The sequence below is a fragment of the Gordonia sp. 'Campus' genome (genome assembly GCF_022206305.1).
Lineage (GTDB): Bacteria > Actinomycetota > Actinomycetes > Mycobacteriales > Mycobacteriaceae > Gordonia.
In genome coordinates this window covers 61,335-72,715 of record NZ_JAKOIW010000013.1, presented here as the reverse complement: position 1 = coordinate 72,715, position 11,381 = coordinate 61,335, and the positions used below count along the sequence as shown (strand labels likewise).

Below are 11,381 nucleotides of genomic sequence, written 5' to 3'. Positions count from 1 at the left end.
GGCCAACCGGCCTCGCCAGTCCTGTCGCGGGCCCCGGCACATTGCCGGCCCCGCTCGTGAGCGTTCTGCGGTGCGGCTACAGCAGCATCACAGGACGTCATTCGGCGGCGACGACGTGGCAGACCCCAACACACCTTAGCCATCACCCCTCCGGTTCCAGCGCCATGCCCTTGCCCACGAGCGTGGCGCGAAGCCGGCGGTGTCGCCGCACCTCGTCGTCGGACGCCTCCCCGGTGCCCAGCAGAAGACTCGTGGCCGCCCACTCCAGCGGCCCCAGTCCGTGCCGGCGGGCGTCGCGGACGACGTCCCGGGCCACCGAGGCGGCACCGCCCGGATCGCCGGCGCCCAGGGTCGCGGCGGCCGCGATCAAAGTGGTCTTCACCCGGTGGCGGGTCGGTGTCTTGAGGCCCGCGGCCTCCCGCTCGCGGATGAGCTCCGCGCCCGCCCGGGCGTGCTCGAGTCCGGCGGCGATGTCGCCGCGGTACAGCCCGAGTTCGGCGCTCACCCACTCCCAGCGCAGACGGCATCTCGTCGAGGTCGCCCACTCCCCCTGTGCCGCGCCCCGGCTCCACGCGCCGATCACGGAACCGCTCTCCTGTGGGTCGAGAACACAGAATGCCCGATCAAGGAGGCGTCGAGCGGCGTCGAAGCGCAGCAGGCCCAGGTTGTCGGCGGCCAGGCCGACGAGGGCGTCGGCGGCTGCCGCCCGCGTGAGCGAGTGCCGGGCCGGGTCTCGAGCACCCACCTGCTCGATGGGGATGCCGGCCCGCGCGACCGCGGCGAGCGCCCGGCCGTCGAGGACATGCGCCCGACGATGACGACCGGCCTGCCGGAACAGGGAGGCCCGGGTGCTCCGAGACAGGGACAGCAATGCCGCTGCGTCGGGAGACCACGGCCCACCGCCCTGCGCGAGGGTCTGTTCGAGTCGGGCGAGTGCGGTCAGCGCGGATGCGTACTCCCCTCGACCGCCGGATTCGACCGCACGGTGCCAGGTGTCCGACGGAGTCGTCGGTGTCATCACGGGCGGCCGACCGATCCGGTGAAACGAGGCCATGAGGGCCGTCCCCGCAGTTCAGGGCCGCGCCCGCGCGCGATCGAGGTGTTCTTGGTCACTGCAACTTTTCTGGTTTGCATGAATTTAACGAACGATTCCCAACGTTAATTCTCCGGTCAGATCACGCGTGCATCATCGAAAGATTTCTGGTGTGTAAATCGGGTCGGTCGGCCTCACCGCAACCGAGGTGGGCCGCCGAAGCGGAATGATAGGTGAAGTTCTCGAACAATCGCAGCTCACGCATGGTTTCAAACCATCTGTCAGGGGGTACTGGGAGGGAGTTCGACCATTGTGCTATTGCCGTGTACCCAGCTAACCCGCCGTTAACATTATCGAGACTTTTCGGACCTTCTCGTCCCATTCGAGGGCTATTGACGCGATTTCTCAGGTCCGCTTAATGTGAGTCCAGCGTTGTAGGAAATCGACGTTTCTTCACCGAGCACCTCGGTGCGGCCCAGACAAGGAGTAGCTGCCATGCCTCAGCCCAATCATCTCCCCGGCCCCAACGCAGACATCTGGGACTGGCAGATGTCAGGACTCTGCCGCGGCGTCGAGTCGTCGATGTTCTTCCATCCCGACGGCGAACGTGGACGTGCGCGCGCCCAGCGTGAACGTCGCGCCAAGGAGATGTGCCACCAGTGCCCCGTGATCGCCCAGTGCCGCGAACACGCTCTCGCAGTGGCCGAACCCTACGGCATCTGGGGCGGACTGTCGGAGTCCGAGCGCAGCATCCTGATGAAGCGCGGGGTCGGGCGCCGGATGGCGAGCTGACGCACCTGAGGCCTCTCGGACGTCACCGCACGACCGAGAAAGAGCCGGGCATCCTCGTAGAGGATGCCCGGCTCTTCCCGTTTCAGCTCGAACGCGTCAGTGGGCGTGGCCGTGACCGGCGTGGCCGGCCGGCTCCTCCGCCGGCTGATCGACGACCGCGGTCTCGGTCGTCAGCACCATCCGGGCGACCGACGCGGCGTTGACGACCGCGGAGCGGGTCACCTTCACCGGGTCGATGATGCCCTCGGCGACGAGGTCGCCGTACGACAGGCTCGCGGCGTTGAAGCCCTTGCCCTGATCGGCGGACGAGACCTTGTCGACCACGACGGCGCCGTCGAGACCCGCGTTGGCCGCGATCCAGAACAGCGGCGCCTTCGCCGCATCCCGCACCACGCGGACGCCGAGCGCTTCGTCACCGGTCAACGAGTCGGCGAGCGCGTCGAGCTTGTTCGCCGCCTGCACGATGGCCGAGCCACCGCCGGGGATGATGCCCTCCTCGACCGCGGCCTTGGCTGCGGCGACGGCGTCCTCGACGCGGTGCTTGCGCTCCTTGAGGGCGGTCTCGGTGGCCGCACCCACGCGGATGACCGCGACGCCGCCGGCGAGCTTCGCGAGCCGCTCGGCGAGCTTCTCCTTGTCCCAGTCCGAGTCCGACTGCTCGATCTCGCGACGCAGCTGCGCCGAACGATCGGCGATGGCCTCCTTGGTGCCGGCGCCCTCGACCAGGGTCGTGGCGTCCTTGGTGACGACGACGCGACGGACCGAACCGAGGACCTCGAGCCCGACGGTCGGCAGGCTGAGGCCGATGTCGGTGGAGACGACGGTGCCACCGGTGACCACGGCCAGGTCCTCCAGGAACGCCTTGCGACGGTCACCGAAGAACGGCGCCTTGACCGCGACGGCGCGGATCGTCTTGCGGATCGAGTTGACGACCAGGGTCGACAGCGGCTCGCCCTCGACGTCCTCGGCGACGATGAGCAGCGACTTGCCTGCCTCGACGACCTTCTCCAGCAACGGCAGGAAGTCCGGCAGCGAGCTGATCTTGTCGCGATACAGCAGCACGAGGGCGTCCTCGAGAACGGCTTCCTGGCTGTCGATGTCGGTGACGAAGTACGGCGAGAGGAATCCCTTGTCGAACTGAACGCCCTCGGTGATCTCGAGATCGGTGCTGACACCCGAGCTCTCCTCGACGGTGACGACCCCGTCGGCACCGACGGCGGTCATCGCCTTGCCGACCATCTCACCGATCTCCTCGTCGCGCGAGGACACGGTTGCGATCTGGGCGATGGCCTGCTCACCGGCGACCGGCGTGGCGGCCTCGAGCAGCGCGTCGCTGAGGGCCTCGGCGGCCTTGCTGATCCCCTGCCCGAGGGCGATGGGATTCGACCCGGCGGCGACGTTGCGCAGGCCGGCCTTGACCATCGCCTGCGCGAGAACGGTTGCGGTGGTGGTGCCGTCGCCTGCGACGTCATTGGTCTTGGTCGCGACCGACTTCACCAGCTGCGCACCGAGGTTCTCGAACGGGTCGTCGAGGTCGATGTCGCGCGCGATGGTGACGCCGTCGTTGGTGACACTCGGTCCGCCGAATGCCTTGGCGAGCACCACATGTCGACCGCGCGGGCCGAGGGTGACCTTGACGGTGTCGGCGAGTTGGTCGATACCTCGCTCGAGCGCCCGTCGCGCGGTTTCGTTGAATTCAATCTGCTTGGCCATGAATCACTTTCTTCAACGGGAGCCGGTCGGCGCAACGCACATCGCCCCGGTACCCCTGCACGGGGCGCCGGGGCGATGTGAGACGCGAAACCGACTCACGGGGCTTTACTCGGCCGGTTGTCGGTACTGCGTGGCGGTACCGCTCAGCGGTACTGCCCGGGGGTCCTACTTGCCGATGACGGCGAGGACGTCGCGTGCCGAGAGGATCAGGTACTCCTCGCCGGCGTACTTGATCTCGGTGCCGCCGTACTTGCTGTAGATGACGGTGTCACCTTCCTTGACGTCGACGGGGACGCGGTTGCCCTGCTCGGTGACCCGACCCTCGCCGACGGCGATGACGGTGCCTTCCTGCGGCTTCTCCTTGGCGGAGTCCGGGATGACCAGGCCCGAGGCGGTGGTCGTCTCGGCCTCGACGGCCTGCACCAGGATCTTGTCCTCAAGCGGCTTGATGTTCACGCTCGCCACGATGTGAGTCCTCAACTTTCGTACTGAGAAAGAATCTGCACGTTCACGGCCCTGTGAAACCTCGTCGTCGCGGGTATCCGAGGCTTCGCTCAGCGCCAACTAGCACTCTATACATGCGAGTGCCAGCACTCAAGGGCACAGGGTGCGAAAGTCCCGTGTTCGCTCAGCGCGATCGTCGACCCACGGGGCGGGGTCAGAGCTGACTGACCCGCACCGACATGGCCGGGTCCGACGCCACGGTCAGCGGCGACGGCTGCGCACCGCCGCCGATGACATGCGCGCCGAGGGTCGCGATCATGACCCCGTTGTCGGTACACAGGCGGGGCCTGGGGACTCGCAGGGTGATTCCCGCGGCGTCGCAGCGTTCCTGCGCCAGCGACCGGATCCGCGAGTTGGCCGTCGCTCCCCCGCCGAGTACCAGGGTCTCCACGTCGAGGTCGGTGCAGGCCCGCACCGCCTTCATCGTCAACACGTCGGCGACCGCCTCCTGGAACGATGCGGCCACGTCGGCGACGGGGACGGGCGTCCCGTCCCGTTCGCACCTCTCGACGTGGCGGGCGACGGCGGTCTTGAGCCCGCTGAACGAGAAGTCATGCCGGGAGTCGCGGGGACCGGTCATGCCGCGTGGGAACGCGATCGCGGTGGGATCTCCGTCTTGCGCGGCCCGGTCGAGCGCCGGCCCGCCCGGGAATCCGAGCCCCAGCAGTCGCGCCACCTTGTCGAAGGCCTCACCCGCCGCGTCGTCGACCGTGGTGCCGAGTTCGGCGATGGGCCGGGAGAGATCGGTGACATGCAACAGATGCGTGTGTCCGCCGGAGACGAGCAAGGCGACGCATTCGGGCATCGGCCCGTGCTCCAGGGTGTCCACGGCGACATGCCCACCGAGGTGGTTCATGGCGTACAGCGGCACATCCCACGCGAGGGCATACGCCTTGGCGGCCGCGACGCCGACGAGCAGCGCCCCGGCCAGACCGGGTCCGATGGTGACCGCGATGGCATCCGGTCGATCGATACCGGCGGCCTCCCGCGCGCGGCGCATCGTCGGCACGATGGCCTCCAGATGTGCGCGCGAGGCGATCTCGGGTACGACGCCGCCGAACCGGGCGTGTTCGTCCACGCTGGACGCGACCTCGTCGGCGAGCAGCGTCGCGAAACCCGGGGTGTCCCCGTCGGCAGGCGTCCACCGGACGATGCCGACACCCGTTTCGTCACACGAACTCTCGATACCCATGACGATCACGCGGGGCCCTCCTCCGGTTCGAGCGGCCGTCCCGACACCGGGAGCCGCAACATGGTGTAGGCGTCGGCACCGGACGGCTGGTAGTAGTTCCGCCGGATCCCGGCGGTGGAGAACCCGTGCCGGGAGTACAGGGCGATCGCGACCTCGTTGTCGGTACGCACCTCGAGGAAGACCGGTGCGTCGTTCTCGTCGGCGACGACCAGCATCGCCTCCAGCAGCGCACGGCCGATCCCCCGCCCGCGATGGTCCGGATCGACCGCGATGGTGTGGATCTCGCATTCGTAGGCGTCCGGCTGACCCAGGGTCGAGATCCCGGCGTAGCCGACGACGTCGGCGCCGACTCGTTCGCGCGCCGCGAAGTACGTGTTGTACGGCGCGTTGAGCTCGGCCCGGAAGGCAGCGGCCGGCCACGGCGAGTCGTCGGCGAACATCTGCTTCTCCAACGCCGCACACCGGGGGATGTCGCCGTAGGTGAGGGCGTCGATCACCGGTTCCGGCGTCGTCATGGCCGAACGCCTGACCGTCGATCCTTCTGCTCCACCGCGTCGGGACGACGGAGATACAGTGGCACAAGCGGTTCCGGGTCGAGTCCGGCGACGATGTCCGGTCCGGCAACAGCGACGAGGCCCCGTACCGTCGGGACGGTGACCGCCGGCGGCGCACCGGTCCAGCCGACCAGATCGAGATGAGGCGCCGACCCCGCGGCCGCGCCGAAGCGTCCGGCAGCCAGATCCGCGGCCAGTTCGTCGGCCACCACGGCGGGTGCGGTCACCTCGGGGCCGCGTCGACGACGGTCGTTGTCGTAGACCGCCCAGTACACCTCGCGCCGACGGGCGTCGGTCACCACCAGCGTCCGGGGCGCAGGGTCATCCGACTCGGGGTCGTCGGTCTCGGGGTCGCTCGACTCGTGGGCGAGCGCGTCGAGCGAACACACGCCGTGGGCGGGGATGCCCAGCGCGTCGGCGAAGCCGGACCCGGTCGCCATGCCCACCCGCAGACCGGTGAACGGGCCGGGCCCGCATCCGACGACGACCGCGGTGAGATCGTCTCGCGCACATCCCGATTCGGCAAGCGACTCGGCGATGAGCGTGGTCAGCAACTCGGCGTGCCTGCGGTGGTCGGCGACCACCCGTTCGGCCAGGACCCGGACCTCGCCGCCGGCCAGCTCCGCGATGCCGGTCACCACCGAGTCGGTCGCGGTGTCCACCGCGAGCACCACCTGTCCACCCGTCGGACCCCGACCACTCCCGACCCGGCTCATTCGTCGCTCACCCATTCCCATTCCGCATGCCGCACATCGGTGTCCACGTCCCGTCGAAGTCTGACGACGAGATGCCGGTCGGCCAGTCGCTCGGCCACGCCCTCGCCCCACTCGACCACGATGACCGCGTCCTCCAGGTCGGAGTCCAGATCCAGAGCGTCGAGTTCGTCCAGGACACCCGTGCCGCCGCCCGCACCGCCCAGCCGGTAGGCGTCGACGTGGACCATCGCCGGCCCTCCCGGACGCCCTGGCCGATGCTCGCGGGCGATGATGAAGGTGGGGGACGTGACGCGGCCGACGATGCCGAGGCCCGCACCGATCCCCCGGGCCAGTGCCGTCTTGCCTGCGCCCAACGGTCCGTCGAGGATCACCACGTCACCGGCCGCGAGGATCGATGCCAGTTCTCGGCCGAAGGCCTCCGTGTCGGCGACGTCGGGCAGCGTACGGGCGCCGCTCCGGGCGTCGATGCCGCGAGGCTCGACCGTGTTCGGTTCCCCGGACATCAGCGCCCCCGCTTCCACCAGCGGCGCCGAGGTGCCGGCAGCGCGACCCGTGCCCGATCCACCAGTTCGACGATCGCGTCGGTCACCAGCTGCGGCTCCTCCATCTGGACCATGTGCCCGGCGCCCTTGGCGACCACGAGGCGCGAATCCGTACCGAGCTGGGAGTACATCCGCACCGAATTGCGCAGCGGTGTCAGGCGGTCGCGGTCACCGCACACGACGGTGGTCGGCACCTGCGCGATGACCGGCAGCGCGGTCGATTCGTCGTGGATCTCCAAGGCGTGCAGGAAGTTCACGATCGTCTCGATCGGCGTGCTCTGGATCATCTTGTCCACCGCGCTGCCCAGCGCGGGACTGTAGAACGTCGGCCCGAAGCTCGCCGCCACCAGGACCGGTTCGAGTGCCGACCTGGTGAGCCCCCGCCCGGCCTGCACCAGGCGCGGGGCACGGCGCACGCTCATCCGGAACGCGTCGACCACCGGATTCCGCAGTCCCTCACCGAGTCCCGCGTCGGTGAGACCGCGCGAGGCGGTGGCCACGAGTCCCACACCGGCAACCGGACCGTGCGTGGAGAACAGCGCCGGGTGCCTGCGGGCCAGACCCATGAGCGTCATACCGCCCATCGAATGACCCACCAGCACAACGGGTCCCGTCGGCACGGTCGCCCGGATCACCGATGCCGCGTCGTCTGCCAGCTGCRCGATCGTGCAGGTCTCGGTGGGCGCGGGGTCACTCTCGCCGTGCCCGCGATGATCGAAGAAGACCATGCGGTAGTTGCGATCACGCCACTCCTCGGCCAGTTGCTCTCGCTGGAAGTGCCAGCTGGACAGCCGCAGACTGAAGCCGTGGACGAAGACGATGGTGAGGTCGGGCGTGGTGTCCGCGGACACCTCGCCGAGGTCGACGATGCGCACCGCGAGCTCGAGTCCGTCGTCGGTGGTGACGGTCCGCGCCCGCTCGCCGTAGAGCGCGGTCAGGTCGACGTCGGCATGCGGATCCGCCTTGCCGACAACACTCTTGCGCGCGATGTTGCGGGCCGCGCCGACCGCGGCCATCCCGCCGAGGGCAGCGATGCCCGCCACCCCGGCCAACAGCCCGACGCGTTGGGAATCGTCCACCAGTGCCACCCCGCTCACCGTTCGGTCACCGCGCCGTCGCGACCCTCGCCGTCACCGGCAGTGTTCACCCGAACCGGGTCGACGTAGCGTCGAACCACCCGGGTGCCGATCTGCGACACGATCTCGTAGTCGATCGTGCCGATGGCATCGGCCCAGTCCTTGGCGGTCGGTCCCCCCGTCCGACCGGTTCCGAAGAGTTCGGCCTCGTCACCCTCGCGGACGCCCGCACCGTCGGGCCCGAGATCGACGACGAGCTGATCCATACAGATCCGGCCCACGCCGTCGAACAACCGGTCCCCGATGCGTACCCGGAGCCGTCCCGACAACAGCCGCGGCACACCGTCGGCATAGCCGGCGGGCACCACGGCGACGACGGTGTCGCGTGGCGCGATCCACGTCTCGCTGTAGGAGACCCCCTGCCCCGCGGCGACCTTCTTCACCAGCGCGATCCGCGCGGTCAGCGTCATGGCCGGGATCAGGCCGAAGTCACCGCGGGCAGGAACGGGTGTGCGTCCGTAGACGGCGATCCCGGGGCGAACCATGTCTCGCGAGAGATCCGGCCGGGTCAGCGCTGCCGGCGAATTGGACATGTGCACCATCTGCGGCGCCGCACCGAGGCGGGCCAGATCGGCCACGGCGCGGTCGAGGCGGGCGGCCTGCTCGTCGTTCAGCGGATGGTCGGGTTCGTCACCGCGCGCGAGGTGACACATCGCGGCACGCAGCTGGACCGACCCGTCGACGTGGGCCTTCGCGACGCGTTCGGCGAAGTCGTCCCACTCGTCGACGGCGACCCCGCTGCGATTGAGACCGGTGTCGACCTTGACCGTGACGGTGGCCGGGGTCCCGGTCTCCTGCGCGGCGGCGATCACCGCGTCGAGTTGCCAGATCGACGACAATGCGATGTCCACGTCGTCGGTGATCGCGCCGGCGAAATCGGCCCCCGGTGCGTGCAGCCACGCGGTGATCGGCGCGCTGATCCCGGCCGCACGGAGGGCTCGCGCTTCGGTGATGTGCGCCACGCCGAGTTCCGCGGCCCCGGACTCCAGGGCCGTTCGGGCGACGGGCAGTGCGCCGTGACCGTAGGCGTCGGCCTTCACGACGGCCATGACGGCGGCACCCGAGGCGGCGCGGATCACGCCGACGTTGTGGGCGATCGCGCCGAGGTCGACGGTCGCGGTCAGAGCAGGGGAAGTCATCGCCGACCATTGTCCCAGATCGACGCCGAGGCCTCGTTCCGGCCGGGTGTGACGCGCCATGCGTCGTATCGCGGTCGGCGACTGAGTAGTCCCACCGATGTGGCAGGCGTCGGATCCCGGTTGAGTGGAGTGCACGCCACGTCGCACCACCGCCCGTGTCGCTCCGCTCCCACGAAGGTCGCCATGTACGCCATCACCGCCCCGCACCACGCCGGCCCGGACGGTTTCTCGCCCGTGCATCCCGACGGCATGCCCGCCATCGACCCTGCCGGCTTTCCGGTCGGCGCACCGTCCCCACGTCCTGGCCTGCGCCCTTCCTTGGTGTCCTGGGCGGCGAACACGGTCGCATGGGTGGGCTTCGTCGTCGCCACGGTGCTCCTCGTGATCGCCTTCGCGCGGGCGCTGGCCGGGGAACCCGCCGACGCCTACGGGGTGGCGGCTCTCGCGGTGTTCGGCGTCGCCGTCCTCGCCACGATCGGCGCATGCGTGGGTCTGGCGGTGTCGTGGATCGCCCGGATCAAGGAGGGCGAATTGCGGCGGCCGGGCCCGGTGGCCGACCTCGTCGTGTTGTCGTCGGTGACCTTGTTCACCGTGCTGACGGCGTGCTATCCGCTCGTGTTCGTGGTGATGGCCTGGTAAATCGGCGGATCGCCGGTCTCAGAGCCGCCAGCAGGTCCGACGCCCCGATGGGCGCGCCGCGGCTCGCCAGTTCGGCCGCGCGGGCGTGCACGCGTGCCGCCGCGACACCCGCGGCCTGAGGGGATCGTCCGGCCGCGAGGAGCGCGCCGGCCACCCCCGACAACACATCCCCGGCCCCGGCGGTCGCCGCCCACGAGGAGCCCGCATCGTTGCCCACGACGTCTCCGGACGGATCGGCGACCAGCGTGATGCGGCCCTTGAGAAGGACCGTCACACCCCACCGCGACGCCAGATCGGCGACCGCCGCGAGACGGTCGGCGCCCAGGTCGGCGCCGGTCAACCGCGCGAACTCGCCGGCGTGCGGGGTGAGGAGTGTCGGCGCGGACCGTCCGTCGACGAGACCGGGGTGGCGTGCGATGAGGGTGAGTGCGTCGGCGTCGGCGAGGACCGGGACGTCGTCGGCGAGCACCGAGCGCAGCGTCGTCAGAGCCGCGTCGTCGGTTCCCATGCCGGGTCCGATCACCCAGGCCTGCACGCGTCCGGCGTCGGCGAGGTCAGGCGTCGCGACGACCTCCGGCCGATGCGCGACCACCTCGGCATGTGCCGATCCGACGAACCGCGTCATCCCCGACGTCGCGGTCACCGCCGCACCGGTGGCCAGGATCGCCGCACCGGGATAGCGGTGCGATCCGGCGATCACGCCGACGACGCCCTGGGTGTACTTGTCGTCGGCGGGACCCGGTACGGGCCAATCGATTTCGTCGTCGGACCAGGACGACAACCGTGGCCCCTCCGTCGCGCCGGTCGCCGGTTGTCCGAGACCGATGTCGACCACCACGACCCGCCCACATCGCGGCGCGGCCAGCAGGTGCGCCCGTCGGAGCACCCCGAACGTGACCGTGATGTCGGCCCGCACCGAAGGGGTGTGGACCTCACCGGTGTCGGCGTCGATCCCGGACGGCAGGTCCACGGACACGATGCAGGTCCCGGAGTCCAGTGCGTCGAAGATCTCGGCGGCTGCCGGGCGGAGCGGACCACGCCCGCCGATGCCCACCACGCCGTCGAGCACCACGTCGAGTCCCTCGGGAAGGTCGTCGACGACCCGGCCACCGGATGCCACGAACGCCTGCAACGCCGCCGGGTGCGCCTTGTCCGGCGCCAACAGGACCGCGTGGACGCGCACGCCGCGTCGCGCCAGTTGGGCCCCGGCGAAGAGCGCATCGCCACCGTTGTCACCGGCGCCGACGACCACTCCGACCGCGCGCCCGTAACATCCGCCGGTCCGGTTCAACTCCCCCACCACGGCCTGCGCGACGCCGTGCGCGGCACGACGCATCAGGGTGCCGTTGTCGAGCAGTTTCCCCGTGGCGCGCTCGGCAGCGCGGACCTCGTCGGCGGTCAGGTAGCGGGTCGGCATCCGC

General features: G+C 70.0%; 12 protein-coding genes. 2 read left to right on the top strand and 10 right to left on the bottom strand.

The window, feature by feature from the left end; all coding sequences use genetic code 11:
• Positions 1-142 precede the first annotated feature (142 nt).
• Positions 143-1,054: a hypothetical protein gene (locus MAY35_RS14965; protein ID WP_308192462.1), complete on the bottom strand. Its 912-nt coding sequence runs from the start codon at positions 1,052-1,054 to the stop codon at positions 143-145.
• A gap of 474 nt (positions 1,055-1,528) precedes the next feature.
• On the opposite strand from MAY35_RS14965, the gene MAY35_RS14960 reads away from it, so the two are divergent.
• Entirely contained in the window at positions 1,529-1,825 is a 297-nt protein-coding gene (locus tag MAY35_RS14960; protein WP_238422091.1) for a WhiB family transcriptional regulator, read from the top strand.
• 96 nt (positions 1,826-1,921) lie between these two features.
• On the opposite strand, the gene groL is transcribed toward MAY35_RS14960, so the two are convergent.
• From groL to alr, 8 genes are all read right to left on the bottom strand, one after another.
• On the bottom strand, positions 1,922-3,538 hold the full coding sequence (groL, locus tag MAY35_RS14955; protein WP_238422090.1) for a chaperonin GroEL: 1,617 nt from the start codon (positions 3,536-3,538) through the stop codon (positions 1,922-1,924).
• Between the two features lie 165 nt (positions 3,539-3,703).
• Entirely contained in the window at positions 3,704-4,003 is a 300-nt protein-coding gene (gene groES / locus MAY35_RS14950) for a co-chaperone GroES (RefSeq protein WP_004019185.1), read from the bottom strand.
• A 193-nt stretch (positions 4,004-4,196) separates the two neighbouring features.
• Positions 4,197-5,243 (bottom strand): tRNA (adenosine(37)-N6)-threonylcarbamoyltransferase complex transferase subunit TsaD, encoded by a 1,047-nt coding sequence (tsaD, locus tag MAY35_RS14945; RefSeq protein ID WP_238422089.1) that lies wholly within the window; start codon positions 5,241-5,243, stop codon positions 4,197-4,199.
• Positions 5,240-5,749, bottom strand: coding sequence for a ribosomal protein S18-alanine N-acetyltransferase (gene rimI, locus MAY35_RS14940; protein ID WP_238422088.1), 510 nt, complete (start codon positions 5,747-5,749; stop codon positions 5,240-5,242). Before rimI ends, tsaD begins: the two co-directional genes overlap by 4 nt.
• Positions 5,746-6,519, bottom strand: a complete 774-nt coding sequence (tsaB, locus tag MAY35_RS14935) for a tRNA (adenosine(37)-N6)-threonylcarbamoyltransferase complex dimerization subunit type 1 TsaB (RefSeq protein ID WP_374237960.1) — start codon at positions 6,517-6,519, stop codon at positions 5,746-5,748. Before tsaB ends, rimI begins: the two co-directional genes overlap by 4 nt.
• A complete protein-coding gene (tsaE, locus tag MAY35_RS14930; RefSeq protein WP_238422087.1) occupies positions 6,501-7,007 on the bottom strand; it encodes a tRNA (adenosine(37)-N6)-threonylcarbamoyltransferase complex ATPase subunit type 1 TsaE in 507 nt (168 codons plus the stop codon). The genes tsaB and tsaE overlap by 19 nt, the downstream gene beginning before the upstream one ends.
• Positions 7,007-8,143 (bottom strand): alpha/beta fold hydrolase, encoded by a 1,137-nt coding sequence (locus MAY35_RS14925; protein WP_238422086.1) that lies wholly within the window; start codon positions 8,141-8,143, stop codon positions 7,007-7,009. Before MAY35_RS14925 ends, tsaE begins: the two co-directional genes overlap by 1 nt.
• Positions 8,140-9,321 (bottom strand): alanine racemase, encoded by a 1,182-nt coding sequence (alr, locus tag MAY35_RS14920; protein ID WP_238422085.1) that lies wholly within the window; start codon positions 9,319-9,321, stop codon positions 8,140-8,142. The genes MAY35_RS14925 and alr overlap by 4 nt, the downstream gene beginning before the upstream one ends.
• A gap of 183 nt (positions 9,322-9,504) precedes the next feature.
• Here alr and MAY35_RS14915 point away from each other — a divergent pair, with 183 nt between their 5' ends.
• A complete protein-coding gene (locus MAY35_RS14915) occupies positions 9,505-9,960 on the top strand; it encodes a hypothetical protein (RefSeq protein ID WP_238422084.1) in 456 nt (151 codons plus the stop codon).
• Here the strand turns inward: MAY35_RS14915 and MAY35_RS14910 are convergent.
• Positions 9,908-11,377, bottom strand: a complete 1,470-nt coding sequence (locus MAY35_RS14910) for an NAD(P)H-hydrate dehydratase (protein ID WP_238422083.1) — start codon at positions 11,375-11,377, stop codon at positions 9,908-9,910. The two genes, MAY35_RS14915 and MAY35_RS14910, sit on opposite strands and share 53 nt — an antisense overlap.
• Positions 11,378-11,381 lie beyond the last annotated feature (4 nt).